At 37.2% G+C, this 26506-nt stretch carries 26 protein-coding genes; 14 read left to right on the top strand and 12 right to left on the bottom strand.

The genetic code is table 11. The features are described 5' to 3' along the window. Positions 1-303: 303 nt before the first annotated feature. Together CRI88_RS10620 and CRI88_RS10615 are read right to left on the bottom strand one after the other, a co-directional pair. A complete protein-coding gene (locus CRI88_RS10620) occupies positions 304-1143 on the bottom strand; it encodes an RluA family pseudouridine synthase (RefSeq protein WP_036118609.1) in 840 nt (279 codons plus the stop codon). A gap of 54 nt (positions 1144-1197) precedes the next feature. Next, positions 1198-1623 (bottom strand): disulfide formation protein C, encoded by a 426-nt coding sequence (locus tag CRI88_RS10615; RefSeq protein ID WP_036118605.1) that lies wholly within the window; start codon positions 1621-1623, stop codon positions 1198-1200. Between the two features lie 188 nt (positions 1624-1811). Here CRI88_RS10615 and CRI88_RS10610 point away from each other — a divergent pair, with 188 nt between their 5' ends. After that, positions 1812-2927 (top strand): GAF domain-containing sensor histidine kinase, encoded by a 1116-nt coding sequence (locus CRI88_RS10610; RefSeq protein WP_036118602.1) that lies wholly within the window; start codon positions 1812-1814, stop codon positions 2925-2927. Positions 2928-2939: 12 nt separating this feature from the next. Then, positions 2940-3587, top strand: a complete 648-nt coding sequence (locus CRI88_RS10605; RefSeq protein WP_036118599.1) for a response regulator — start codon at positions 2940-2942, stop codon at positions 3585-3587. 72 nt (positions 3588-3659) lie between these two features. Here the strand turns inward: CRI88_RS10605 and CRI88_RS10600 are convergent, their stop codons facing one another. Continuing rightward, positions 3660-4781 (bottom strand): response regulator, encoded by a 1122-nt coding sequence (locus CRI88_RS10600; protein WP_036118596.1) that lies wholly within the window; start codon positions 4779-4781, stop codon positions 3660-3662. A 566-nt stretch (positions 4782-5347) separates the two neighbouring features. Between CRI88_RS10600 and CRI88_RS10595 the strand changes: the two genes are divergently transcribed. Continuing rightward, on the top strand, positions 5348-6274 hold the full coding sequence (locus tag CRI88_RS10595; RefSeq protein WP_058843240.1) for a helix-turn-helix transcriptional regulator: 927 nt from the start codon (positions 5348-5350) through the stop codon (positions 6272-6274). Positions 6275-6339: 65 nt separating this feature from the next. Continuing rightward, positions 6340-7083, top strand: a complete 744-nt coding sequence (locus CRI88_RS10590) for an effector binding domain-containing protein (protein ID WP_051891583.1) — start codon at positions 6340-6342, stop codon at positions 7081-7083. 18 nt (positions 7084-7101) lie between these two features. On the opposite strand, the gene CRI88_RS10585 is transcribed toward CRI88_RS10590, so the two are convergent. The 4 genes from CRI88_RS10585 to CRI88_RS10570 all read right to left on the bottom strand — a co-directional run bounded on the left by CRI88_RS10585 (position 7102) and on the right by CRI88_RS10570 (position 10755). Next, the gene (locus CRI88_RS10585) at positions 7102-8010 is read right to left on the bottom strand and encodes a cation diffusion facilitator family transporter (protein ID WP_036118586.1); all 909 of its coding nucleotides are present in this window, start codon (positions 8008-8010) and stop codon (positions 7102-7104) included. A 189-nt stretch (positions 8011-8199) separates the two neighbouring features. After that, positions 8200-9519 carry a hemolysin family protein gene (locus tag CRI88_RS10580; RefSeq protein ID WP_170829877.1) on the bottom strand — a complete coding sequence of 440 codons (1320 nt, stop codon included), beginning with the start codon at positions 9517-9519 and terminating at the stop codon, positions 8200-8202. A 444-nt stretch (positions 9520-9963) separates the two neighbouring features. Then, on the bottom strand, positions 9964-10380 hold the full coding sequence (locus CRI88_RS10575) for a hypothetical protein (RefSeq protein ID WP_089933914.1): 417 nt from the start codon (positions 10378-10380) through the stop codon (positions 9964-9966). Positions 10381-10551: 171 nt separating this feature from the next. After that, positions 10552-10755, bottom strand: coding sequence for a YheE family protein (locus tag CRI88_RS10570; RefSeq protein WP_058843243.1), 204 nt, complete (start codon positions 10753-10755; stop codon positions 10552-10554). 213 nt (positions 10756-10968) lie between these two features. Here CRI88_RS10570 and CRI88_RS10565 point away from each other — a divergent pair, with 213 nt between their 5' ends. From CRI88_RS10565 to CRI88_RS10550, 4 genes are all read left to right on the top strand, one after another. Then, positions 10969-12111 (top strand): DUF445 domain-containing protein, encoded by a 1143-nt coding sequence (locus CRI88_RS10565; protein WP_101966584.1) that lies wholly within the window; start codon positions 10969-10971, stop codon positions 12109-12111. 15 nt (positions 12112-12126) lie between these two features. Further along, the gene (locus CRI88_RS10560) at positions 12127-12474 is read left to right on the top strand and encodes a YlbF family regulator (RefSeq protein WP_036118573.1); all 348 of its coding nucleotides are present in this window, start codon (positions 12127-12129) and stop codon (positions 12472-12474) included. 147 nt (positions 12475-12621) lie between these two features. Beyond that, positions 12622-13284 carry a ribonuclease H family protein gene (locus CRI88_RS10555; RefSeq protein WP_058843244.1) on the top strand — a complete coding sequence of 221 codons (663 nt, stop codon included), beginning with the start codon at positions 12622-12624 and terminating at the stop codon, positions 13282-13284. Positions 13285-13879: 595 nt separating this feature from the next. Next, positions 13880-14791 (top strand): copper amine oxidase N-terminal domain-containing protein, encoded by a 912-nt coding sequence (locus CRI88_RS10550; protein WP_101966583.1) that lies wholly within the window; start codon positions 13880-13882, stop codon positions 14789-14791. 256 nt (positions 14792-15047) lie between these two features. Here CRI88_RS10550 and CRI88_RS10545 read toward each other — a convergent pair whose 3' ends face one another. Next, positions 15048-15443, bottom strand: a complete 396-nt coding sequence (locus CRI88_RS10545) for a hypothetical protein (protein ID WP_036118100.1) — start codon at positions 15441-15443, stop codon at positions 15048-15050. A gap of 173 nt (positions 15444-15616) precedes the next feature. Here CRI88_RS10545 and CRI88_RS10540 point away from each other — a divergent pair, with 173 nt between their 5' ends. Then, positions 15617-17122 (top strand): coproporphyrinogen III oxidase, encoded by a 1506-nt coding sequence (locus CRI88_RS10540; RefSeq protein ID WP_101966582.1) that lies wholly within the window; start codon positions 15617-15619, stop codon positions 17120-17122. A gap of 22 nt (positions 17123-17144) precedes the next feature. Here CRI88_RS10540 and CRI88_RS10535 read toward each other — a convergent pair whose 3' ends face one another. Then, complete coding sequence (locus tag CRI88_RS10535) at positions 17145-18242, bottom strand: CdaR family transcriptional regulator (protein ID WP_101966581.1); 1098 nt, start codon at positions 18240-18242, stop codon at positions 17145-17147. Positions 18243-18406: 164 nt separating this feature from the next. On the opposite strand from CRI88_RS10535, the gene CRI88_RS10530 reads away from it, so the two are divergent. The 5 genes from CRI88_RS10530 (at position 18407) to CRI88_RS10510 (ending at position 23308) form a co-directional block, all read left to right on the top strand. Beyond that, positions 18407-19546, top strand: coding sequence for a glycerate kinase (locus CRI88_RS10530; RefSeq protein WP_058843248.1), 1140 nt, complete (start codon positions 18407-18409; stop codon positions 19544-19546). Next, positions 19547-20893, top strand: coding sequence for a GntP family permease (locus CRI88_RS10525; RefSeq protein ID WP_058843249.1), 1347 nt, complete (start codon positions 19547-19549; stop codon positions 20891-20893). A 69-nt stretch (positions 20894-20962) separates the two neighbouring features. Beyond that, positions 20963-22153 (top strand): MBL fold metallo-hydrolase, encoded by a 1191-nt coding sequence (locus CRI88_RS10520; protein WP_058843250.1) that lies wholly within the window; start codon positions 20963-20965, stop codon positions 22151-22153. Further along, positions 22140-22388, top strand: a complete 249-nt coding sequence (locus CRI88_RS10515; protein WP_036118080.1) for a DUF3006 domain-containing protein — start codon at positions 22140-22142, stop codon at positions 22386-22388. The genes CRI88_RS10520 and CRI88_RS10515 overlap by 14 nt, the downstream gene beginning before the upstream one ends. A gap of 131 nt (positions 22389-22519) precedes the next feature. Continuing rightward, positions 22520-23308, top strand: a complete 789-nt coding sequence (locus tag CRI88_RS10510) for an HAD family hydrolase (RefSeq protein ID WP_036118079.1) — start codon at positions 22520-22522, stop codon at positions 23306-23308. Between the two features lie 43 nt (positions 23309-23351). Here the strand turns inward: CRI88_RS10510 and CRI88_RS10505 are convergent, their stop codons facing one another. The 3 genes from CRI88_RS10505 to serA form a co-directional block, all read right to left on the bottom strand. After that, positions 23352-24275, bottom strand: coding sequence for a hypothetical protein (locus CRI88_RS10505; RefSeq protein WP_058843251.1), 924 nt, complete (start codon positions 24273-24275; stop codon positions 23352-23354). Continuing rightward, positions 24265-24768, bottom strand: a complete 504-nt coding sequence (locus tag CRI88_RS10500) for an RNA polymerase sigma factor (RefSeq protein ID WP_230593750.1) — start codon at positions 24766-24768, stop codon at positions 24265-24267. The genes CRI88_RS10505 and CRI88_RS10500 overlap by 11 nt, the downstream gene beginning before the upstream one ends. Before the next feature lie 96 nt (positions 24769-24864). After that, positions 24865-26472, bottom strand: coding sequence for a phosphoglycerate dehydrogenase (gene serA / locus CRI88_RS10495; RefSeq protein WP_036118072.1), 1608 nt, complete (start codon positions 26470-26472; stop codon positions 24865-24867). Between the last annotated feature and the right edge of the window lie 34 nt (positions 26473-26506).

Genomic DNA, 26506 nt, shown 5'->3' with positions numbered 1-26506 from the left:
TTTCAATGTGGAGAAGTGATGTGTGACAACACCCCACCATAAAAGAGTAGTGAATACCTTCACTTTTTTGCTAAAAAGTGAACATTTTTATTTTATGGATTGGAGTGGAAGGCTACTTGACTCCCGTGGGAATAGCGAGACAGGCGAGCCCCTGCACGGAGGAAGCGGCTCGGCGCTCGCCCACAGGAAAGCAAGTAGCCTGCAACGGAAATCCTTTTTCACCTTTCACATAAATTCTATGGATGGTTTTGTTTTTCAACACTATGAAATCCCGCTCTCAAATAGAGGGCGGGATTTTTTTACTTACTGCTCGTCCTTGACGGTAATTCGTTTATTTAAAAATGGATGTTCAAATTCTAATTGAATCGCATGGAGCTCGTAGTCATCATTTGCTGTTTCTCGTGCGCCATACATTGTATCACCAATAATTGGATGGCCGATATAGGCTAAATGAACACGAATTTGATGCGTTCGTCCAGTTTCAAGAATGAGGTGGACAACACAGGAATTTTTGTAGCGGGCCACCACTTCATAGTGAGTTACGGCATGCTGTCCCGTGTTGGATACAACCCGTCTTGTCGCATGATGGCGGTCCTTTCCAATTGGTTCAGCAATCGTTCCTGATGATGTACGTAAATTACCCTGTACCTCTGCGGCGTACGTACGAATAATGGATTTTTCTTCAATCATTCGATCAAAAATAGACTTTGCTAATGGGTGTTTTGCTACAAGTAATAAACCTTGTGTCCCTTTATCAAGACGATGAACATGCTCGGCGTATACACCACCTTGTTCTTTAATATGTGCCATAACATGGTTCATACAAGTATGTGTATCACGAGCATCATTCGGATGTGTTGCCATGCCCTTTGGCTTGGAGACGATTAAACAATGTTCATCTTCATAGACTACATCAATAGCACAAACAGGTGTTGGTTTGTAGTTAGATGTCGGAATAGGAAATGTAAATTTTATAATTGTCCCTGCCTGTAAAGGTGTATTCCATTGAATCAGCTCATCATTTGTCAAAGTGATTGCTTTAGCCATACGTAATTCATGGACTAGCTTTTTGCCAAGTCGCCATTGATTGCGTAACAGCTCTTCAACATGTAAGTTATCTTCAGTTATTTCATAATGAAACATAGATCTTCCTCCGTAGAAAAGACCGCATTCCATTGGTAGAACACGGTCTCTCGATTATTTTGCAGCTTTTGAAGCTTTTATTAAATAGAAGCTTGCCCCTGCGATTAAAATAAATGCAGTTAATGCTAAAAACGGAATAGTAATAAAGCCTAGCCAGTTAATATATTGTCCTGTGCAAGAAACCGCGCCGCAGGAAGGGGCATTGTCAGCTAAAAAACTTAGCTTTTGAATTCCGTAATGGTAAAGTGAGATACAGCCTCCAATCACAGAAAACACAGCTGTTGTGACAGCGATACGCGCATTTTTTTGGATCAATGCTACTGTCGTCATAATGACGATTGGGTACATAAAAATACGTTGAATCCAACACAATTTACAAGGTTCATAGTGACGAATTTCAGAAAAGTATAATGAACCTAGTGTCGCTACAGCAGACACTATCCATATAAATAATAAGCCATTTTCCTCTTTTTTAGACATATCCATTCTTCCCTTCATAAAACCATGTACTTGTTCGATTATAGTTGTTCTAGTTTTATATGTAAATCAACTTACACAAAATAAGGTATGTTATGAATTTCAGTCTAAAGTATGAACGACTCAAGCAGACGTCTCCAATCCCTTAATGGTATCATTAACAGTAGTAATGCTAAAGAAGAGGTGTTTTCGTGAGGGAGAATGAGCATTCCAATATTAGTATTTTAAAGGAAATTGCTGAACTATTAAATGAAGAAACTGAAATTGTCACAATGCTAAAAGGTGCACTCATCAAATTTTTAAATGGCACTAAATTTGAAACAGGCTGGATTTTTTTTATTGATGCAAAAGGACGCTCAGAGCTTGTTGTCCATGAAAATCTACCAGAGGCATTGGAATTTAATAATTGTCATTATTTAAACAAGGGTGGCTGTTGGTGCGTCTCCCGTTATCGCAATGAAGAGCTAAAAAAAGCCTCCAATATAATTGAGTGTCAGCGAATTGAAAGTGCCATTGCAGCAAATGTTGGCGATCATGAAGGAATTACACATCATGCCACGGTACCCCTTCAATCTGGACAAGAACGTTTTGGTGTATTAAATGTTGCATCCAAGGACACGGTACGCTTTTCAGAGGAGGATCTAGCTTTATTAGAATCCGTTGCTTTTCAGATGGGTTCAGCTATTAAGCGAATTTTACTGACAAAGCAGGAGCAAGAAATGGCACTTGTGAAGGAGCGTAACCGTCTAGCACGTGACCTACATGATTCCGTTAATCAACTACTATTTTCTGTTACGTTGACAGCGAGAGCTGGTATTGAGATGACGGATGATTGTGATGTGAAAGAAACATTTAAAGAGATCCAGCATTTAACACAAGATGCACTAACAGAAATGCGTGCGCTGATTTGGCAATTGCGACCGAAGGGATTAGAAAATGGTTTACTTGAAGCCATTAAAGTATACGCTGAAATGCTTGGCTTAAAGCTACATGTTATGGTTTCAGGTGTACTGCAATTCCCCTCTCGTATTGAAGAAACATTATTTCGTGTAGCACAAGAGGCGCTCAATAATGTGCGTCGTCATGCAGGGGTGCTAGAAGCAGCCTTGTATATTACGGTTACATCAACAGATATTTTATTGGTGATTCGAGATGAGGGACGAGGCTTTGTCATCGACAATAATACAAAGCTGCTTTCAATGGGCTTACAATCCATCAAGGATCGTGCAAAATCAGTAGGTGGCACTGCTGACTGGGTAAGTGAAATTGGCAAAGGTACGGAGCTGCTCATCCGCTTGCCATATTAAGGGGGAGAGAACATGATACGTGTATTAATTGCAGACGATCATCATGTGGTGCGTCGAGGACTATTGTTTTTTTTAAAGACACAAAAGGATATTGAGGTTGTGGGAGAGGCGAAAAATGGGCATGAAGCTGTATCATTAGCAGAAAGCATTCAACCAGATATTATCTTAATGGATTTAGTGATGCCTGAGATGGACGGCATTCAGGCAACAAAACGCATCAAAGCAAAATTTCCACAAATAGAAATTCTAATGCTGACTAGTTTTTCGGATCGAGATCATGTAGTTCCAGCAATGGAGGCGGGAGCAGCAGGCTATCAGTTAAAAGATATTGAGCCAGATGAATTGGTCTTATCCATTCGTCGTATTATGCGTGGCGAAAATACATTGCATCCAGAAGCAACGACAACGCTTGAAATGGATCGTCAAGAGTCACAAAATGCACCACATTTATTAAATCCACTAACACCTCGTGAACAAGATGTGCTTGCAGAGCTGACAAAAGGAAAGAGTAATCGAGAAATTGCATCCTCACTTTTTGTCACAGAAAAAACAGTGAAAACGCATATTTCCAATATCTTTACAAAGCTACAAGTGCAAGACCGTACACAAGCAGCACTATATGCGGTGAAGCATGGTTTAACAGAGGGTAGCGGTATTTAAACATGTTTCAAAATACGTACAAAAATATAAGGCGAGCTACTACAAAACAAAGTAGTACTCGCCGTTTTTACATTATTTATATTGAACAAATAATTTTTGGGAGATCTCTAATAAGGTAGCACTTGGTGTCAGTGCTAAATCTTCCTGAAGCTTTTGTTTATATGTTTGAAAAATTTTATAAGCTTGTTCGTGAAGCCCTGCCTGAGTCAACGTGTATAAATAATGTTCAAGCTTTTGTTCATTGTAAGGGTCATACTCAAATAAAGCATGTAGAAATTCAAGAGCCTTCTCAGTATCAGAAAGAAACGTTGTTTGAAACCCCTTCTCTAATAACTCTATGTATGATTTCGTTAATCTATCTTTAGCGGCAGTTGACCACTCATAATCATCGAATACAAAGAGGCCATTTTTATAAATAGAAAGACATTGATTAATCAAAGATATGGAGGGAAACTCCAAGCGTGAAAAATCTTCATGAAGTTTTTGAAAATCATATAGATCACACACAATAGTTGGTTTCTCAAAGATATAGTATTTATTTGAAAAGACGATACAGTTTTCATAGCCGATCATATTCAAAGTCTTTCTTAAATAAGAAAGAGCGGTATGGAGATTAGATTTAGCTCGTACATAGTCTAAATCTGGCCATAGAATTTCAATTAAGTAATCCCGATGAATCGGTATGTTTGGGTGCAAAATAAAGTAAGCAAATAATTCCTTCGTCTTTTCTGTTTTAAAAGCCACTAAGCTATTATTGCTATAGACTGCGAATTGATCAAAGCATTGTACGTTTAACACAGTTTGCGTAGCTTGCTGAAGCATTTGCTGGATAGAATATTCATGCTCAATGCGAGCTACCGTTTTTTCTAAACGAGCAGGACTGATAGGCTTTAATAAATAGTCCAGACCACCAATCTCATAGGCTTGTAACGCAAATTCATGATAGGAGGTAATAAAAATTACGCTCACTTGTGGACGTTCCGTTTTGATAATATCAGCTACTTCAAGTCCAGATAATTCTTGGAGTTTTACCTCTAAAAAGATAACCTCAAACTCTAAATTAGGCAGCTCATTCAGAAAAACTTCGACACTTGTAAAGGTTTGAATAACCTGTATTTGTTGAAAGGCATGTAGTTTATTTTGAAAATAGTGTAAAGCTAAAGGTTCATTGTCTATTAAAACGGCTCGAATCATATCAAACTCTCCTTTTTACAATTAAATTGATAACGATTAAACTCTAGTTCATTTTTGGTGAAAGGCTTCCTATATAGAGTGAAGGGCAAGAAAAGTGAACATCACGTAACTTTTCTATTAAAAATTTGATACTAGAAAAAAGCAATCAATGTTGTAGGATTTTCACAGGCGAGAGTCAAAGAATCCTGTAGTATATTGTCACACACCACGTCAAATCCCTTCATAGAAAGTATTCGCCGTTCATTATATAGAAGATAAAAGTTTTTTATGTTGTGTAAGAGAATTGAAATAATTGTTTAGGCGTTTATTATTAAACTATTCTTATAAAAAAATGAAATAGCATCGTATTGGGAAATAAAAGCTGGACATGTAGCCAAAGCATTGTATTTTCTTATATTGTAAAAATAGTATAATCATTGTAATAATTAATCAGGCGTTATTATAGTACATTTGTCTTAAATAAAACTCAAAAAGTACTTAAAAAATACTTAAAAAGATAGGTTGTTAGTAATTGAAACGAAAAGTTATATAGGAATTATGGGATATGGATGGAGGAGGATTTCGCTATGAAATTAGAACGTCTGCTAACAATGACGATGATTTTAATCAATCGAAAAAAAGTTAAGGCACAAGAACTAGCGGAGCTATTTAATGTATCCGTTCGGACGATTTATCGAGATATTGAAACACTTAGCTGTGCAGGTATCCCTGTTATTAGTCAACAAGGTGTGAATGGTGGCATTCATTTAATGGAGGGTTACCGTGTTGATAAACAAGTGTTGACGAAGGATGAGCTTATTTCACTTTCTACAGCTATTAAAAGTGCCTTGACTACCTATGAGGATTCGCACGCTGAAGCAGTTCTTGAAAAATTAACATGTATTGCTGATGACCAGGTCAAACAATCTATGGATCACCTTTTTGTAGATTTTAGTCCTTGGGGGCCGAACGTTCTTTTTAAAGAGCATATGACGACATTAAAGAATGCAATAGAGAGCATGCATTGTGTAAGCTTTTACTATTCTACTACGCATGGTGAACAAACAAGTCGGATAGTTGAACCTCATACAATTGTTCAGAAAGGAAAGACCTGGTATTTATATGCCTATTGCACATTAAGAAAGGACTTTCGTTTATTTAAACTTGCGAGAATCAAGAATTTATTGCAAGAGGAGACTATCTTTGAGCGTAAGGAAGTGAATTTAAGTGAGCTGCCATGGGGGAAAAAATGGCATCAACCACAAAACGTCGTCAGTTTAGTTATTTTTTTTGATAAAGCCATCACAACATTGGTGGAGGAATCTTTTGGAGCAGAGTATATAGATCATGAGCAGTCTATCATTAATATTGCCATACCAGAGGATGAATGGCTTTATGGCTTCTTGCTTAGCTTTGGTCATCGTATAAAAATCATAGAACCGCTATATATAAGAGATATTATCCAAAAACGCGCACAAGAAATTGTCCTTTTATATAAAAATCAAGACAATTGATGACATACAGCTGTCAGGTTTCCTTTGCTATAGTAAGAACAAATAAAGCGAAAGGTGGAATGACGATGCAAAGCTATTGTCAAAGCTGTGGTATGCCATTAGTAGATGAGGCATTATTAGGTAGTGAAAAAGAAGGGCACAAAAGTCAGGAGTATTGTACATATTGTTATGAGGGAGGAGAGTTTAAACAACCTCAATTAACAGTGAAAGAAATGATCGAAATATGCGTACCACATCTTCAGGAAGATGGTATGCCTGAAAATGAGGCACGTCATATGCTGACATCCTTTTTACCAAGTTTAAAACGATGGAGAAAAGATGAATGGAAAGAGCCAAAAATGGTGGAATTGGAGTCCTTTCAAATCATAGGAATTTCAGCTCAAACAAGTAATGCAAATGAAATGACAGCACAAGCTAAAATCCCACAATTATGGGATCACTTTTACCAACAAAATATTTCAGGCCAAATAGCTGAACGTAAAAATAACAATATTTATGGTTTGTATTCAGACTATGAGACGGATGTGAATGGAGATTACGCCGTTACACTAGGTGTAGAAGTGTCAAGCAATGATGATGAAACACCAGCTGGTTTAGTCGTTAAAACGATGCCAACAGCTAAATATTTAGTTTTTACATCTGAGAAAGGAAGCTTGCCAGAGGTTGTTATCCAAGCTTGGCAAGAGATTTGGACATGGTTTGCAAATGCTACAGTTGAACGAACATATACAGGGGATTTTGAATTGTATGATGAACGATGCGCTAATCCACAAGAAGCACAGGTAGATATTTATATCGCCATTAAATAAAAACAAGTCTCCTACCAATTAATTGGTAGGAGACTTGTCGTCGTTTTGTGGAGGAATCAATTCTACATGGGGCTCGATATGCACAAGAACCTGACAAAAACGATTTTCGCGCATAATGGTATGCTCAATTTCTTCAGTAATGCGGTGACTTTCAAAAACATTTAAATAAGGGTCAACGGTAACCGTTATGTCGATGAAGTACATATTTCCATGTGCACGCCCTTTAAAGTCCAAGAGCTCGATTACACCATCCACATTACGGATTAAGACCGATAATGTCTCCACTTCATCAATATCAAATGCATCTGTCAGACTTTGAACAGCTTCCCAGAAGATTTCTACTGCTGTTTTAATAATTAAAAAGGCAACAATGAGGGCTGTCAGAGAATCGATGATCGGAAAGCCAAAAATAGCTCCAAAAATACCGATGGCTGTGCCGATACTGACAAGGGCATCCGAGCGATTATCAAATGCTGCTGCCTTAACAGCGGCACTTTTAATTTTTTTAGATAGTGCCAAATTATAGCGATAAACGACATACATGACAACGGCACTACCGATTGCTACATAAGCAGTTAACAGGGAAGGTGTTGTACCAGTTGGCTGCCATAAATTTTGTAAAGAATTAATAAGTACTTGGAGACCGACTACAAGCATAATGAATGATGCAACTAAAGAGGCAACCGTTTCAGCACGTAAATGTCCGTATTGGTGGTTGGAATCAGGCGGTCTTTGAGCAATGCGTAATCCAATCAGTACGGCGATGGAGGCGATGATATCCGTGGTATTGTTTAAACCATCTGCTTTTAATGCTTCTGATGTACCAATGTAGCCAATAGTAAGTTTGGCAGAGCTTAGGATTAGATATGTACCAATGGATAGCCAAGCACCTTTTTCCCCTTGCCGTAAATTTGTATAGAGCTCCATTTTGTTTCCCCCTCGCAAAACTTTCGGACATTAGAAAACGACTCCCTCTTAAAAAGGGAGTCGTTCGATCTATTTATTACGGTATTTGCTCCCATCTATAAGATGTGAAGGAAAGACCATATTTATAGCTCGGATTATACAAGCGTGATTTCAATAATACCATGACAAGTACAACGAGGCAATTCAATTTCAGTCCATGACTGCGTCAAATTCATTTGATAAATCACTTTCAGGTAATTTCAGAACTTCTAAGTATAAAATATGGTGCCCATCTAATTCTTTTGCGATAAATTCAAAACCTTGCTCCTGAATACTGTCTCCTTCGACTGCATCAAAACGCTTCGTCATGAACCAACCGCCGATCGTATCAATATCATCATCTTCTATGTCAGTACCTAGTATATCATTTACATTTTCAAGAAGCATCTTAGCATTTAAAATAAAATGATTTTCTGCAATTTCCTGTACTTCTGGGATTTCATCTTCATCGAATTCGTCTTGAATATCGCCGACAATTTCCTCAATAATATCTTCAATCGTCACTAGACCAGATGTTCCGCCATATTCATCCATTAAAATGGCCATATGAATACGTTCACGTTGAATTTTTAGTAACAAATCGTTAATTTGCGTTGTTTCCATCACTCGAATAATCGGTTGCATATAGTCCATAACAGGCTTATCACCATTTTTGGAGTCTTTAATGTAAGCGGTTAACAAATGCTTCATGTTGACTAAGCCGATAATATGGTCTTTATCCCCATCAAGAATTGGATAACGAGTATACTGCTCGACACCCATTAAATCGAACACTTCTTTAATTGTTAGCTCTTTTTCAATGCCGACAATTTCAGTCCGAGGAACCATAATTTCTTTTGCAAGACGATCTGAGAACTCAAAAATACTGTTAACATATTCATATTCTGAGTTATTAATTTCTCCACCTTTTAAACTATCCGACAAAATCATTCGCAGCTCTTCCTCTGTATGGGCTACTTCTGATTCTGACATCATTTTTAAGCCGAAAAGACCAGTTAAACCACGGGCAGATCCGTTTAATAACTTAATGATTGGATACGTAATATTGTGGAATAAAATTAATGGGCCAGACAAGTTTAATGTGACAAATTCTGCTTTTTGGATGGCTAATGTTTTTGGCGCCAACTCCCCAATAACAACATGCATAAACGTTACGATTGAGAATGCAAGTATGAATGAAAGGATAGATGTAATACTACCATTCAAATTTAGAAATTCAAACACTGGGTGCAAAATGATTTCGAATGTAGGTTCACCTAACCAACCTAAACCAAGTGCAGTGATGGTAATACCTAACTGACACGCAGATAAATACTCATCTAAATCTGAAACAACTCGTTTTGCATTTTTCGCTTTCTTATGCCCTTCTGCGAGCAATTGATCAATGCGGGTAGATCTCACTTTTACGATTGCAAATTCAGTTGCAACGAAAAATCCTGTCATTATAATTAGTAGGGCGAATGCCGCCAACCTAATGGTTATCTCCAATATGTCTCCGTCCAAATAATTCCTTTGTTCCCGCCCGAATGAGGGAAGTAAACAAAGTGTACACCTCCTATGATTTAAAAAATTGTTGGATGTCTCAATAATAAATTATTTAAAAGAAAAACACAAATATTGACAACGATTTTTTCGCTAGTTTTTCCAGTACCTTTTTGAAAAAAGTAACTAGATTCAAATACCAAAAGATTGTAATTGCCATAGCTATATGCTAACTTTAAAAAGAGCAAAGATAGTTTGTTTAGGGAAAGAAGCATTTTGCATCTCATATATTACGACACGTCAAAAAATCTCAAGAGTGCTTTAGCTTGCGGATTTTTTTAAATGAATTATTTTTTATAGCTAAAAGGGGAGTCTCGATTATTTGAGACTCCCCTTTTCTATGCAAAAAAAATGTTGCCATTTTTTACTCGGTTATTCTTGTTGGAACCGTAATTTTAAACATGCCTTTTCAACATCATGAACGGTTTCCTTACTAGGTATTACGCCTGTGAAGGGAGCAATAGATACAGGTGCTTTTTCTGTAATGCCCTGCTGTGTTAATACATAATTTTTTCCATTATACGTTAAATAGAACATTTTACTTGATTTCTTCCCGAAAGAGCTAGTAGAAGAATCAAAAAAGCCCTTTAATTGACTGCAATATTCATTGTAGAAGTCGCTTTTATAGCCAGAAAGTTCTTCGAATTTTTTACTATTCATAGTACCTGCTTCATCGGTTAGTTCGAATATTTTGGTTGAAAATTCTGAAAAAAATTCTTTTACTTTTGTACGAATTAATGCTTTTGAATTATAGCTGTTTAAGTCATCCGAAAGTGTGACTTTACTCATTGAAATGGCCCCCTGCATAAAAAACATTTACTATTAAGCTGATACCATAAATGTATAAGAAAAATATACAAATTTCAACATGAATCAACATAATTAGCTTAAAGGACGTGCTATTAGTTAGTAAATATAGGTAGTTTTATGCGGAATTATTACGAAAAAATGACTACTTTTTTAGTCGTATACGTGGAACAGCATGAGTTCATGTATCATTTTTTTAACATCCTCTTCGTTTGGTGGAATTGGTCCTATCCATTGAATTGTCCCATCCTTTATATATTCAGCCTGATATCGTTGTCGTTGATAAAAAAATGAAATAGCCCACCCAGGAATTTGGGCATTGTCAAATAATGGTTTAAAACTGAAATGCTGAATCATCATCTAAACCTCGTTTCTATTGTATGTAGTTCATATTATTCAAGGATAATGGTAATTTTGCAACTATTCGCTTTTAGGATAGAAGTTAATAGCATAAGATTGGAAATTCTAAAGAGGATATTTCTTTCGTAGAAAATCATTGCTCTGCTATAATGAGTGCAGAAGGCGACAAAATACGCCAATCGTGAATACAATTGAAATGAGAGGATACTAATGGATAATTTTATCGTGACATTACTTTTTATGGCAATTATTGGGGCGGCAATTGGTGGCGTAACAAATCATCTGGCCATTAAAATGCTTTTTCGTCCACATAAAGCAATATATATTAAAAACTGGCGATTACCGTTTACGCCAGGTCTTATTCCAAAACGACGTGATGAATTAGCAAAACAGCTTGGTCTCACAGTAGTAAATTACTTATTAACGCCTGAAACATTTAGAAAGAAATTTTTCTCAAAAGATATTCAGGACAAAGTAGAACAATTTGTGCAAGCAAAGGTTGAAGAGACAGTCTTTACAAACGATAAAACCATTCAGGATTGGCTAAACTTAGCAGGATTTTCACAACTGTCAGCTACCATTGAGCAGAAGGTTGAAGCGATAGTTGAGGGACAATTTTCGGCAGTAAAGAATACACTATCAACAAAATCAATTCGTTCTCTGCTATCTGATGATATTCAAAATACGATTGATGCTAAAATTCCTGTAGCGGTTCATCATATTTTAGAAAAAGGTGAGGATTACTTTTTATCACCAGAAGGCGAAATGACAATCAAGGCAATGATTGATGATTTTTTATCATCAAAAGGCTCTCTTGGTGGCATGATCAATATGTTTTTAGGTGATTCCTCCTCACTTGTTGGTAAAGTTCAACGTGAGCTTGTGAAGTTTTTACAAGCGCCAGGAACGTCAACATTACTAACAAAAATATTTACACAGGAATTGGAAAAATTAAAAGATCGACCAGCAATGGACTTTTTACAAGATGTTCAATTTGAACCTATTTTATCGAAATTACAAGTGTACGTGAAAGAGCAATTAGCAATCGCTGAACGTTTAAATCACCCGATTTCTTATTATTGGCCTGAAGGAAATGAGTGGGCGAAGTATACGGTGATTCCACAAGCTATAGAAAAAGCTTTTGTGAAAGCTGAGGAAAAACTTGAGGATGTACTAAAACGTTTAAACTTACAAGAGGTTGTTAGAGAACAGGTAGACTCTTTCCCAGTAGAAAAATTAGAGGAGCTTGTATTAGGTATTTCAAAACGTGAGTTTAAAATGATTACCGTATTAGGTGCAGTTCTTGGTGGATTGATTGGGATTGTGCAAGGTTTAATTGTTTACTTTATTTAAAAGGAGAATGTATGAATGATTAATATTTATAATGACATTAATGCGTTAGAGGCAACTTTTCGGAAGATTCCTGAGTTTGAAGCTTTAAAAGCTGCAGTTGAAGTTGTAAAGAATGATGAAGAGGCATTAAATGTCTTTAAAAACTTCCGTAAAATCCAAATTGATTTACAGAAAAAACAATTAGCAGGTGAGGATATACTGGAAGATGAGCTTGTCTATGCACAAAAAGCAGCACAGCTTGCACAGCAAAATGAAAAAATCTCAACGATGCTTGAGTCAGAAATGAAGTTAAGTAAAGTAATCGAAGAAGTGAATCGCATTTTAATAAAACCTATTCAAGGTTTATACGAAGGAATTCAATAAATAAAAATGTGATAAATTGCAATTTAAAAAGGAATAATTGTCCTCGGAATTGCACATATAACAAGTAAGAAGAAAACGTGTATCCGCAAGTGGTCGGTACACGTTTTTACTTTATGTATAAGTCAGGGAGTATCGGAGGTTATGATTATGCATGTCATCATTGAATGGACTTATAAAACACCAAAAGGAGCAACAACTGTTTTACGTTCAGCTGAAATGCCTGCTGCTCAAGCATTATTACTAGCAGAGGATATGGAAAGAACGGGAAGAGTAAAATCGTTACATTGCATAGATCGGCAAGATACCAATTGGTCACTGAAAGAGCTAAAAGCCTATTTAAAGGAAATAGAGACGGAGCCGCATAATATTACTGTCTATTTTGATGGTGGGTTTGACCTTGGGACAAGGCAGGCAGGGTTAGGATGTGCCATTTATTATGAACAAAATGGTAAACCTTTCCGATTAAGAAAAAATGCCTTTTCGTCTGAACTAAAATCAAACAATGAAGCAGAGTATGCGGCACTTTATTTAGGCTTAGTGGAGCTAGAATTGTTAAATGTTCACCATTTGCCTGTGAAAATTATAGGAGATTCGCAAGTAGTCATCAATCAGTTAAATGGGGAATGGCCTGCTTTAGAAAAGGAGTTAGCAAGCTGGGCAGATAAAATCGATGCCAAGCTAGAGCAGTTTAACATTCAACCAGAATATCAGCTGGTCTCCCGTAAAGATAATGCTGAAGCGGATCGTCTTGCTACACAAGCGTTAAATGGTATAAATATTACGGGCTTGAGAGAGATTGTAAAAGACTAACGAAGAAGAGGAGGCAGTAGTGACTGTTACCTCTTCATAGTGTTGAAAAACAAAACCATCCATAGAATTTATGCAAAAGGTGAACATGGATTTCCGTTGCAGGCTACTTGCTTTCCTGTGGGTGAGCGGGAGTCAAATAGCCTTCCACTTCAATTCATAAAAATGTTTCTTGTTAGCAAAGGTTTTGAAATAAAGTGAAGTATTCACTTTAGTAAAGGTTTTGATATAAAGTGAAGGTATTCACTACTCTTTCTGGAGGGGGGGTGTCACTCATCGCTTCTCCATATTGACAATAAGAGACTATCCTTTCTCTACTCATAAAAAATAGTGAGTTATTTTCACTACGGCTCGTATGAAAGATAAGGAAAAGACACTTTTGTACATGGTTGATTGGAGTGAACGCAGTGAGTAGAGCTTGCTCATCGGATGCCCCCTGGAAAGAACACTGGCAGAACGGACATCAACCATCGCCTTTCAAAATGACTGTTTCTGCTGATGACATCACCTTTTTTCATAAATTTCTCTGCTTATGATGAAACTTTTCCCATTTTAAAACTACTACTCCTTTGAACTCAAACAATAAGGAGAGATTTTTATGAACATGAAAAAGATAGCACCAGTGGCAATGACTGCATTATTATTTGGAAGTGCCATGGTGCCAGTAGCTTCAGCAAATGAGCAGCATGCTACAGAAGCAGAAGTACCACAAATTCAAATAGATCCAGTACACATTTTCAATAATACGCGTGGTACTGTGGAAGATGTTCGTGTTGGAGAAAACATTACATACTACACTGTAAAAGACGGCGAGCAAATAAATGTATTAGAAATGACGAAAGATACTCTTGTGTTTGACAATACAGGTAAGAAAGTGGATCTTCAAAAAGGAGATAAAGTAATCGCTTATACATTTGCCAACAAGCCTCAAAAATATATTTATCCACCACAATTCAATCCTGAGGTTGTCATTGTAGAATCAGAAGAAGTTGGCTTTGTTGAAGTTGATTATTTCTTTGAGGATTTAACGAATACGTATGATATGTTAAAACTAAATATCGGTAATGAAACAGAGCTATTAAATGCAAAAAGTGAAAAAGTAGAGGCTAAAGATTTAACAGAGAAGCACCTAGTTGTTTTCTATACAGCCTCTACTAAAAGTATTCCAGCACAAACAACACCATCTAAAGTGATTGTACTGGATGATTATCCCGCAACTACGACGAATCCAGTAAATGAAGAAATTGATAAAATTATCACATCAGACTCTTACGAAGTAGCTGGTACAAAAATGGTGCCATTACGTATAATTGCTGAAAAGCTTGGCTTCAAAGTGGACTCAACTGGTAAAGGGGCTATTCTTACAAAGGGAAATATGTCTTACACATTGACGCGTGGAGAAACAACATTTGGCTATAATAAAGCATTACGCACACTAAAAGTAGCACCAACACTGAAAGACACAAAAACCTATGTACCGGTTGAATTTGTTGAAGAATATTTAAAATAAAAGATTAAAGATCATATCAATAGCTGAAAAAGTCTTTTTGACCAAGGCAAAAGGTTGATTTTCGCTCCGCCAACGTCCTTTCCATGGACGTCCGACTCCGGGAGGATAGCGAGACGGCGAAACTGATTTTGTTCGGCGTAAAAGCAGCAAGTAAGTGGCCTAAAACGAAAAGCCTTTTTCGAAAGTTTATTGTTTGTTTTTTAACACTAGGAGAGTATGCCGAAAGTTTTTGGCATACTCTTTTCATTTGTGGTCATTATGCTATTGCTATGGGATAGTAGTTTTTCAAGGAAGCATAGGTAGGATACCTTTTTGCAAATTGTTGAAGACATTGCTTAAAAGACACTGTATTCATAAAATTTTTGGCTAATGTCATTTCATCTGAATACAGTAAAAATTGCTGGGAGTGTTGTTGAATAAATTCTCTTGCTTTTTCATAGTGCTCATTGATAGAGATGGCACCATAAATGTCTTGTTGGTTGATTATATAGATAAAATCACAAAGAACATGATGTGTGCCATATCTAAATAAAACCGTTACATATAATGTTTTTTCATCACAACGTTCTAAGTCAAACTGGTGAAATGTTATTTCTATTTGATGTATAAAGCGAGAAATGTCTATTCGGTTGCTATTTTTTAAAATAAACACTATCAACACCACCTTTTTAAAAATTATAATGATAAAGAAATAGTTTGTCTATTTCAAAACAGAATATTCTGTTATTTTAGGATTATAATTGTTACTTTGCTTAAAGACATAGAAATTTGTTAAACTTAAATCTGCACTATATCTGGAATAAGAAAAGAAGAGAGCGAAATAAGATGAAAATTATTCACATAGATCAAAAATATCCTGAGGATTGGATAAGGGTATTAAATCATATAGCGAATTTATTTTTTGAGGACTCCAAGCTGAAGGTAGAACCAGAGGGAGCAGATATGTCTGCATCATTTGATTATCAGACTGGGGACGATTTTTCCATTTCTACAAAAGCCGTATTGACTGTAGATGGGCAGCAATATACAAATGAATATAGCATTCAATATGAATCAGCAGCGACTGATCGTGAGCTAAATATTCGTATGAAACGTGCATTATCACATGTATTTTTAAATGTGCTTGAGCAGCATACGAGGATGCATCAGCAATGGGGGATTTTAACAGGTGTGCGCCCAACAAAGCTTTATCATAAATTTAGAAAAGGAGGGAAAAGTGAACAAGAGATTGCTGATCTTTTGATTCGAGATTTCCGTTTATCAGAGGACAAGGTGGCACTATTAAAGGAAATTGTGGAACGACAATTAGTAACCATTCCTGATATAGATGAGATTGGGCAAGAGATTAGTGTTTATATTGGCATTCCATTCTGTCCGACGAAGTGCGCGTATTGTACTTTCCCAGCCTATGCGATTGGTAGTAACCGTAAGCAAGGTCGTGTGGCAACCTTTTTAGATGGCTTGCATATTGAGTTGCGCGAAATGGGCAAATGGTTAAAGGACAATAATATGAAAATCACCTCTATCTATTGGGGCGGCGGCACACCAACTTCAATTGAGGCAGATGAAATGGACGCCTTATATCAAACAATGTATGAGTCTTTCCCGAATCCCGAAACAATTCGAGAGGTGACTGTTGAAGCCGGCAGACCAGATACAATCACACCTGAAAAATTAGAGGTACTAAAAAAATGGGGCATTGATCGTATTAGCGTTAACCCGCAATCATATACAGATGAAACATTAAAAGCAATTGGTCGTCATCATACGGTTCAGGAAACCATTGATAAATTTTGGCTTGCACGAGAATCAGGTATGAACAATATTAATATGGATCTCATTATTGGATTACCGAATGAAGGGGTAGACGAGTTCCAGCATTCTTTAGAAGAATCTGCTAAGATGCAGCCAGAATCATTAACGGTTCATACGCTATCATTTAAACGAGCGTCAGAGATGACACGTAATAAGGATAAATACAAAGTAGCGGATCGCGATACAGTGGCCGAAATGATGGAAATGGCACAGGTTTGGACTAAAGAAAATGACTATGTTCCATATTATTTATACCGTCAAAAAAATATTTTAGGTAATTTAGAAAATGTCGGCTATAGTAAGGCTGGTGAAGAAAGTATCTACAATATTGTGATTATGGAAGAGGTGCAGACAATCTTAGGGATTGGCTGTGGAGCATCCTCTAAATTTGTTCATCCTGAGACAGGAAGAATTACGCAATTCCACAATCCGAAAGATCCAGCAGCCTATATTATGACCTTTGAAGAGGCTATTGGGAAAAAAATAGAGTTTTTAGATGAATTATATAAAGCATAAAGGTAAAGGCAATCTGCGTTGTTCAGGTTGCCTTCATTATTTGTAGTGTTCGCAATGTACAGGCCATTTTTAAAATAACGGCATCCTCGAAATATTGTGGGTCATAGCCTGTCATTTCTCTTATTTTATTTAATCGGTAGGTAAGCGTATGACGATGAATAGCCAGTTGTTGTGCACAAAGCTTTAATTGTAAATTACAGTCAAAAAATGATTGTAATGTTTCCAACTGTTTAGCGTCCATATTTTTCAGTATACGATGATGAAATGCTTGTACTTCTTCTGATTCTCGAGGCTTAAAAAGAGAAAATAACTCGACATCTTCAAAAAAGGTTAATTCATTCTGGACTGTTGCAAATTCTAGGGCTGTTCTAGCGCCTTGGTAGCTATAGGGAAGCTGTGATACATGTTGCACAACAGGACCAATACCTATTTGAAGAGAAGGCAGCTTCTGTTTCTGTTTGCGTAGTGCTTTGATAATGGGACGACAACTCTGATCTTCACAATTTGTCAGCAGAATATAGTATTCTTGCAATTGGCTATGACCGGCAAGAATAGGCTGTTTATAAAATAAATCCTCAAAAAAAAGGGGAATTGAATTTTCTACGTAAGATGTCTCATTAAAGCTCACTAAAATCACTTGAAAGGGAGCTTTTAGAGCAAAGGGTAATTTTTGAATTCGTTCATTTAAGGCTGCATCTAACTTACTACCATGAACAAGTGCTTCAAATATATAATCATTATTTTTTCGTTGCCATTCACTTTTAGATTCAACAATGGCTTGGTGTGTCATAATTTCTGTTGTGAGTTGTACAAGATTGGCAATTTCAAACATATCCTCAGACTCTCCTGTGATGCCAATAACCCCTACTACTTCATCCTGATACATGATTGGCATATTAATGCCTGGTTTTGTGTTCGGATACTGCTCGATATTTTCTTCGTTAATAATTAATGTCTCTTTTGTTTGTGTCACATGAAGGGCACCTTCATGAATATTTTCCACCCTCATTTTATCGCCAGAGGCTAAAATCACGCCACTTGGGCTAATGACGTTAATATTGTGGCGCAAACGTAGCATCGTTTGATGTACGATTTCTTCTGCTAATTTTTTCGTCAACATGTTTATACACCTCGCATAAAAAACAGCCTGTTATAGGACAGTTAAATTGTACACCCATTATAATGTTTTCTGAATTTATTGTCATTATAATAAATTGTAAGCGCTTAACTTAGGATATGAAAATTTACGTAAATGTCAATGGACGACATAAGTGGAGGTATAGCATGAAGGTCATCATTAGTCCAGATTCCTACAAGGGTACTCTGTCAGCAGTTGAAGTAGCAAAATCAATGCAGGAAGGAATCCTGGATGCGGATCAATCGATTGAAACAATCGTATTACCAGTTGCAGATGGGGGAGAAGGCACGCTACAATCACTGATTGCCTCTACAGAAGGTCAATATTTTTCTGTAAACGTCCTAGATCCATTGGGAAGGGCAATTCAGGCTCAATATGGAGTGTTGGGGGATCAAGTAACATGTGTTATAGAAATGGCCCAAGCATCTGGCATTATGCTGCTACAAGATAATGAGAAAAATCCAGAGCTAGCTACATCTTATGGCACTGGCCAGTTAATTAAAGCCGCACTCGATCAAGGCTATAGAAAGTTTATTATCGGCATTGGTGGAAGTGCCACGAATGATGCTGGGATTGGAATGTTACAGGCATTAGGCGTTCGATTAATGACGGAGGATGGTTCAGAGCTAGAGGCTGGAGTTTCTAATTTAGTGAAATTAAATGTTATAGATATTAGCCAGCTAGATGCTAGATTAGCCGAGGCGACATTTACAATAGCCTGTGATGTTGATAATCCGCTCATTGGTGAACGAGGGGCAACAGCCATTTTTGGTCCACAAAAAGGTGTCCGAAAACAGCAGATTGCCGAATTTGATCGCTGTTTAAAGCATTTTGCAGATATTGTTGAAGCTCAATTTTCCATTCGGCTGCATGATTATAAAGGTGCGGGAGCTGCTGGGGGAATGGGTGGTGCTTTAATCGCATTTTTAAATGGAACATTCCATGCAGGGATTGATATTGTATTAGATGCTGTACAGCTTCAGGCACATTTAGTAGAGGCACAGTTTGTGATAACAGGAGAAGGTAAATCCGATCTACAAACATTACATGGTAAGGCACCATTGGGTGTGGCAAAGGCTGCTAGACTTGCTAAGGTAGAGGCATTGTTATTATCGGGAGGAATCGATGGAAAGGCGAAGACAGCTCTGCAAGAGTATTTTACAGTTATCGAATCTTTAGTAGATGAGGAGACTAGTGTGCAGCAGGCGATGCAAGATCCTACGCACTATATTCGCTTAAAAACTAAGAGATTGATTGAGCGTACCATACAAAAGGGGGATGACTAGATGTTGTTCATCATTATTTTAATAGGGGTATTATTTGTTGTACTGGGGACGGCTAAGTTAAAGCTTCACCCGTTTTTAGCGCTATTAATTAGTGCTTTCTTTGTTGGAATGGCATCAGGGATGCCATTATTATCAGTCGTTGAAAGTATTAATACTGGATTTGGTGGCTTGATGACAAGCATTGGCTTAGTTATTATCGCTGGTACGATTATAGGCTTAATATTAGAAAAGTCAGGTGCTGCCTATCGAATGGCGGAAGTCGTGTTAAGAATTGTAGGGCCAAAGCGTCCTCAATTAGCGATGTCTTTAATTGGCTATATCGTGTCCATTCCAGTGTTTTGTGATTCAGGCTTTATTATTTTATCCAGCTTACAAAAATCATTGGCAAAGCGAGCAAATGTCACAATTGCTTCAATGGCAGTAGCTTTAGCAACGGGCTTATTTGCTACACATGTATTAGTGCCACCAACTCCAGGACCTATTGCAGCAGCAGGGAATATTGGTGCTGCGGATTATTTAGGAACGGTCATTGTCATTGGTTTATTAGTAGCGATACCAGCGACATTTGTAGGTTATCTATGGTCGGTGAAAGTGGCGACAAAGATTCGAGTACCCGAAGATGAGGTAGAGACATTAGATTATGAGGAAGTGATTAAATCTTTTGGCAAAATGCCGTCAACATTTAAAGCCTTTTTGCCAATCGTTTTACCAATTGTGTTAATTGGTCTAGGTTCTATAGCAGCATTAGTTGGTGATACAGAATCGACATTCAATACAATCTTTAAATTTTTAGGTTCACCAACAGTAGCTTTATTTTTAGGTGTAGCATCGGCATTTTTATTATTACCTGAAATTAGTGAAACGACATTAACGGGCTGGATTGGTGAAAGCTTAAAAGAAGCGGCTCCTATTTTACTTATTACAGGAGCTGGCGGTTCATTTGGAACTGTTATTAAAAATGCTGGTGTTGGAGAAATGCTTCAGGAAATGGATTTAGGCATGTTTGCATCAGGTACATTATTCCTTCTTGTGCCATTTATTGTAGCGGCAGCATTGAAAACAGCTCAAGGTTCTTCCACAACGGCACTTGTGATCACCTCTACTTTAGTAGCGCCAATGCTTGTAACATTAGGAATTGAGGGAGCGGTACCGTTAGCATTAGTGGTGATGGCAATTGGTGCTGGAGCAATGACAGTTAGTCATGTGAACGACAGCTTTTTCTGGGTAATTACACAGTATAGTGGCATGGAAGTCACACAGGCCTATAAAGCACAAACGGTCGCAACTTTATTGCAGGGTCTTGTCACAATTACAATTACGATGATTTTATGGTGGATATTCGTTTAAAGAAGAAGGAGAGCGGCCCATGGCTAGCTCTCTTTTTGTATAATAGAAAAAGAGAAAGGAAGTTAGTTGATGAAAAAGATAATAGTATTGCTCTTTTGTATTTTTTTAATAGCAGGCTGTACTGAGGCAATCAAGCCAGAGAAAATGGCTGTAACGGCTGGTCATGATATGCGCGTTCATTTTATTGATGTGGGTCAAGGGGATTCCATATTGATTGAATCACCAAATGGTAAAACAATGCTTGTGGATGGAGGAGTGAAAGGTGCAGGGCAGCAGATTGTCTCTTATTTAAAGGAACTTGGAGTGAGCAAGCTCGATGTAGTTGTAGCGACACACCCAGATGCAGATCATATTGGCGGTCTCATTCCTGTGTTAAATTCACTTACGATTGAGCAATTTTATGATTCGGGTAAAGTACATACATCCCAAACCTTTGAAGAAATGCTGACACTAATTGATGAAAAAAATATCCCTTATTATGTGCCAAAAACAGGTGAAACTATTGAGTTTGATAAGGATGTAACTGTGAAAGTATTGAATGCGAATGAGCAGGCATCAGATAATAATGATGCTTCCATTGTTTTAAAAATGACTTATAGCAATGTCTCTTTTTTATTAACAGGAGATGCTGGAGTAGCATTAGAAAAAGAAATGCTGCAGTATGATGTAACAGCAACTGTTCTGAAGGCAGGGCATCATGGCTCTAACACAAGTAGCTCACAGGAATTCATTCGGGCTGTAAAACCAGAAGTCACGATATTAAGTTACGGGGAAGATAATAAATATGGCCATCCACATGCAGAAGTAGTAGATCGTTTGCAGGCTATTGGTAGTAAAATCTATGCCACAGCGGATTTAGGAACGATTACGGTATCCACAGATGGGGTAAACTATACAGTGAATGGGAAGGAAACTTCTAAAGTGGAAACTAGCAAAAAAACTACCGAAATAGAAGTATCCGCTCCAGCTATTGAGATCGTCAGCAAGGATTTAGTTACTGAAATTGTAGGCATTAAAAATAATGGACAACAAGCTGTTTCTTTAAAGGATTGGCAGCTTGTTTCAATTGAAGGGAATCAAGTGTTTAATTTTCCAAATCTCACTTTACAGCCAGGGAAAATAATTTATATTACAAGTGGAGCTAATGCAAGAGAAGGGCAAAATTATTTGAAATGGACAACTAAACAGATTTGGTTAAATGATGGAGATGCTGCGCAATTACGCAATGAGAAAGGGGAACTTGTCAGTGAGCTCGAGTAAATACACATTAGACCGTATTGAAGATGGCTATGCGATTTTCTTAATGTTTCCAGAGGAAGAGGAACAACTCATTATTTCACAGTCAGCCATGAACAAGCCAGTGCAAGTAGGTGATCGTGTGCAGATAGAAGAAAAAGATGGCATTTACTATATTGAAATTTTACAAGATGAAACACAACAAAAAAGGGCAGACATTCAAAGTTTAATGAACCGTTTGCGTAATAAACATAATTAATAAATGACAAGCTGTGAAGATTTGACGCACAGCTTGTTTTTAGATAGAGGAATTGTACATAATTTGTTATCCTAAATATTTTGAAAATATGCTAAAATAGTAGTATTAATCGTGAGCTAGGAGCGGACAAAATGTCGATAAATACAATTATTTTTGATTTAGATGATACATTACTATGGGATAAAAAATCGGTCAAAACAGCATTTGAAAAAACATGTGACTATGCTGCAACAGTACATCATGTGAACCCTGCTGAGCTAGAGGAAGCGGTTCGTCGAGAGGCACGTGCTTTATATGAAGGTTATGAAACATATGATTATACCGTTTTAATTGGTATTAATCCGTTTGAAGGTCTTTGGGGAACTTTTGATGACGCTACAGATTCTTTCAAAAAAATGAAAGAAATTGTTCCTAGTTATCGTGCAGCGGCTTGGACAAAAGGGTTAGCTGCTCTTGGTATTGAGGATACAGCGTTTGGAGCCGAGCTAGGAGAGCGCTTTGTAGCCGAGCGTAAAGTAGCGCCATTTTTATACGAAGATACTTTTGCGGTGTTAGATGAATTAAAAGGAAAATATCAGCTTGTCTTGCTAACAAATGGTGCACCAAGTCTGCAAAACTTAAAACTAGAAATCACTCCAGAAATTGCCCCCTATTTTGATCACATTATTATTTCGGGAGACTTTGGTAAAGGGAAGCCGGATGCGTCCATTTTTGAATATGTTATGGAAAAAGTAGGAATTACCGCTGATGAGGCCATTATGGTTGGCGATAATTTGAATACCGATATTTTAGGCTCATCACGTGTGGGTATGCGCAATGTATGGATTAATCGTGAAAACCATATTGCTGATGGTGCTGTGATACCTTCCTATGAGGTAGACTCTTTGACAGCATTGATGGAGCTTGTAAATAAGCTATAATATAAAAATGTACTGATCCCTCATGGAGTCAGTACATTTTTTGTTAAAAATAGACATTTAGTCCAAGATATAAACATGTAAAAGCTATAGCTAGACAAAGCTGAACAAGAGCACTAGCTATTAAGTAACCCTGAGGTTCACCAGCCTTTTTACGATAATAGATTTGCATAAAGGAGTAGAGTGAGAAAAGGCCATAAATAATTACTGCATGAATAGTATGGTGTACAAGATAGATACCAAATGAAATACCTCCAAACAACACGAGCATGATGGCATTGGCAATGGCATGCTCAACTGTCGCTGCAAAAAAGCGACGTTCTGTATAAGGCATTCTTTTTTTAGCAATCCATAGTATAAAATGCATAAGTAGGATGAAAATGTTCCCAATAATAAGTTTCGTCGACCGCTTCTCATCATAAAAATAGCGTAGTGAGTCAAATGACTCTTCAATCAGAAAGGCTTGCTGTGTTTCAACATTGAAGAAAATCTTGTTATTGAGTACCTTCCATTTCTCTTGTGTACGGTCATTATAGAGAATCAAAATATCATAGATAGTACCACTTTTCCACTGACTAGCGGATATTGTTACAGGAGAAGCGTTGTCCCAGTTTTGTTGTAGCTGTGTGATAGCCTTTGCATGAGCATAGCATTGCTGAGGAACATAAAGGCAAGAATCCTGTGCTATAAAGGTTTCCTTGTTCATATTCTCCTTTAAATAGATTCGTTGGATTGCTTTGGAGGAATCCATTGTTGTAGGAGAATTAGTAGGACTTTGAACAAAAGATAATAGTAATATAGAAAGAACTACTATAAATAGCAATGACACAGAAGGAATTTTCCATTTATTTTTAGTCTTTTGTTTATTAATTACTGAGGGCTCTGTCATATTGCGTAATAATTTTTTTTGCTGCTGATCAGATAACATTAAATCATCTAAGTGTTGCCATGTCTTCTTATCATTCTTCATCCATCTCACCTCCTAACTGTTTTTTTAATGCGATGAGTGCTCGTTTTAATGTGTTTTTTACTTTTCCCTCATTCCAGCCAAGGATAGTGCAGGTTTCCTCGATGGATAGTCCCTCTATTTTGCGCAGAATGATTACATCACGATAGGTGATTTTTAGTTTACGAATAGCAAGATATAGCATCTTGGCATCTTCTTGTTGCATCAGCCATTGATGAGGAGAAGGTGACGCTTGTTCTTCATGCTGTTGTAAAAAAGGGACAAACTGAATTATCCTTTTTCGACGATAATGATCATAGGCAAGGTTACGTGCAGTGCACCGCAACCAAGCGAGATCGGCTCCTTCTTTTATTGTTTGGTGATGTTTCAAATAACGGACAAAGGTTTCCTGTGTATAATCCTCCGCTAATTTTTCATCATTTAGTAAGTAATATAAGTATTTAAAAATGGTGTGGTTATGTAAGTAAAATATTTCTTCTATCTTCAAGCTGTACACCTCCTTTTCTTTAAAGACGAAGAACCCTTAGAAAAGTATCATTTTACCAAAATAAAAAGCAGAGAGTAGAGACTCCCTGCTTCTTGTTATGATTAATTATAGGTTAATGGCTTTTACCTCATCAATGTTTTCAAGCTGTGCTACAAAAACTAAATCTTCTTCAGTTACAACATTATCAACCGTTAGCATCATAACCGCTGTACCACCAACCTGTGCACGGCCAACTTGCATTGTTGCGATATTGATTTCTTTTTCTGCAAGCTTTGTTGCTACACGGCCAATTGCACCTGGTTTGTCCGTATTTTTAATGTAAAGAAGGTGACCTTGTGGAATGACGTCCACAACATAGTCTTCTACTTTTACGATACGTGCACCTAAACCGTTTAATAATGTACCAGCTACTGTATGTGTTTCATTAGCAGTAATAATTTCAATCGTAATTAAGCTTGTAAAGCCTTTAGCAGTTGTTGTTTTGTGCTCATTAATTTTCATGCCGATACGTTCAGATAAGTAACGGGCATTGACATCATTTACATGATTACCATGATTTTTTGCTAATAAGCCTTTTAGTGCATTTGAAGTTAATGGACGTACATCATAGTTTGCTACTTCACCAGCATAAGATAGGTTGATTTCTTTTACAGGCTCTGTTGTTAATTGTGATAGGAATGAACCAAGCTTTTCAGCTAATTCAAAGAAAGGCTCAACTTGTGCAAGAAGCTCTTTCGGAATAGATGGCATGTTTACAGGGTTTGTTACGGTACCTGTTTTATAAAATTTAATGATGTCGTTTGATACATCAACCGCAACAGATTCTTGTGCTTCAATTGTCGATGCACCTAAGTGAGGCGTTGCGATTACCTGTGGTAATGTCAGTAGCTTATGATCTGTTGCTGGTTCAGAAACAAATACATCTAGGGCAGCACCAGCTACTTTTCCTGCTACGATTGCATCATATAAATCATCTTCATTGATAATTCCACCACGTGCACAGTTAATGATACGCACGCCATCTTTCATCATCGCAAATTTTTCTTTATTAATAAGATTACGTGTTTCAGGAAGAAGTGGTGTATGAACTGTAATGAAATCTGCTGCTTCGCAAATTTCTTCAACTGTTGCTTTTGTTACACCTAATTCTTTTGCACGTTCATCTGTTAGGAAAGGATCGTATGCCATAACATTCATACGTTGACCTTTGGCACGATAAGCTACTTCAACACCGATTCGTCCAAAGCCTACAACACCCAACGTTTTATTTTTTAGCTCAACACCAACATAAGATTTGCGATCCCATTTTCCATTTTTTAATGTATTAAAAGCTTGTGGAATATGACGAGCAAGTGAAGTCATCATCGCGATTGTATGCTCAGCAGCTGAGTTTGTGTTACCATCTGGTGCGTTGACAACGATAATGCCATGTTCAGTAGCAGCAGCAAGGTCAATATTATCGACACCCACACCAGCACGACCAATTAATTTTAAGTTTTTAGCTGCTTCGATCACTTCACGTGTCACAGTTGTTTGAGAACGAACAAGTAATACATCCACATCTGCAATTTTAGCGATTAATTGTTCTGGTGCAAGACCAGTGTCTACAATAATGTTTAAATCTAAATCTTGCTCCTGACGTAATGGGAAAATACCATCCTCACTTAGTGGATCAGCGATAAATACGTTAATGTTTTTTGTTGCAGTAGTCATTATAATTAGCTCCTTTTTAATAAATATGGGTTGT

Source organism: Lysinibacillus fusiformis (assembly GCF_002845985.1).
GTDB lineage: Bacteria > Bacillota > Bacilli > Bacillales_A > Planococcaceae > Lysinibacillus > Lysinibacillus fusiformis_D.
This window is presented reverse-complemented; position numbering and strand designations above follow the sequence as displayed.

Bases quoted from the DNA above. Each gene is read 5' to 3' on its own strand.
- CRI88_RS10620 (WP_036118609.1), bottom strand. From the start codon at position 1,143: ATGTTTCATTATGAAATAACTGAAGATAACTTACATGTTGAAGAGCTG.
- CRI88_RS10615 (WP_036118605.1), bottom strand. From the start codon at position 1,623: ATGTCTAAAAAAGAGGAAAATGGCTTATTATTTATATGGATAGTGTCT.
- CRI88_RS10605 (WP_036118599.1), top strand. From the start codon at position 2,940: ATGATACGTGTATTAATTGCAGACGATCATCATGTGGTGCGTCGAGGA.
- CRI88_RS10600 (WP_036118596.1), bottom strand. From the start codon at position 4,781: ATGATTCGAGCCGTTTTAATAGACAATGAACCTTTAGCTTTACACTAT.
- CRI88_RS10595 (WP_058843240.1), top strand. From the start codon at position 5,348: ATGAAATTAGAACGTCTGCTAACAATGACGATGATTTTAATCAATCGA.
- CRI88_RS10590 (WP_051891583.1), top strand. From the start codon at position 6,340: ATGCAAAGCTATTGTCAAAGCTGTGGTATGCCATTAGTAGATGAGGCA.
- CRI88_RS10585 (WP_036118586.1), bottom strand. From the start codon at position 8,010: ATGGAGCTCTATACAAATTTACGGCAAGGGGAAAAAGGTGCTTGGCTA.
- CRI88_RS10575 (WP_089933914.1), bottom strand. From the start codon at position 10,380: ATGAGTAAAGTCACACTTTCGGATGACTTAAACAGCTATAATTCAAAA.
- CRI88_RS10570 (WP_058843243.1), bottom strand. From the start codon at position 10,755: ATGATTCAGCATTTCAGTTTTAAACCATTATTTGACAATGCCCAAATT.
- CRI88_RS10565 (WP_101966584.1), top strand. From the start codon at position 10,969: ATGGATAATTTTATCGTGACATTACTTTTTATGGCAATTATTGGGGCG.
- CRI88_RS10560 (WP_036118573.1), top strand. From the start codon at position 12,127: ATGATTAATATTTATAATGACATTAATGCGTTAGAGGCAACTTTTCGG.
- CRI88_RS10555 (WP_058843244.1), top strand. From the start codon at position 12,622: ATGCATGTCATCATTGAATGGACTTATAAAACACCAAAAGGAGCAACA.
- CRI88_RS10550 (WP_101966583.1), top strand. From the start codon at position 13,880: ATGAACATGAAAAAGATAGCACCAGTGGCAATGACTGCATTATTATTT.
- CRI88_RS10540 (WP_101966582.1), top strand. From the start codon at position 15,617: ATGAAAATTATTCACATAGATCAAAAATATCCTGAGGATTGGATAAGG.
- CRI88_RS10535 (WP_101966581.1), bottom strand. From the start codon at position 18,242: ATGTTGACGAAAAAATTAGCAGAAGAAATCGTACATCAAACGATGCTA.
- CRI88_RS10530 (WP_058843248.1), top strand. From the start codon at position 18,407: ATGAAGGTCATCATTAGTCCAGATTCCTACAAGGGTACTCTGTCAGCA.
- CRI88_RS10525 (WP_058843249.1), top strand. From the start codon at position 19,547: ATGTTGTTCATCATTATTTTAATAGGGGTATTATTTGTTGTACTGGGG.
- CRI88_RS10520 (WP_058843250.1), top strand. From the start codon at position 20,963: ATGAAAAAGATAATAGTATTGCTCTTTTGTATTTTTTTAATAGCAGGC.
- CRI88_RS10510 (WP_036118079.1), top strand. From the start codon at position 22,520: ATGTCGATAAATACAATTATTTTTGATTTAGATGATACATTACTATGG.
- CRI88_RS10505 (WP_058843251.1), bottom strand. From the start codon at position 24,275: ATGAAGAATGATAAGAAGACATGGCAACACTTAGATGATTTAATGTTA.
- serA (WP_036118072.1), bottom strand. From the start codon at position 26,472: ATGACTACTGCAACAAAAAACATTAACGTATTTATCGCTGATCCACTA.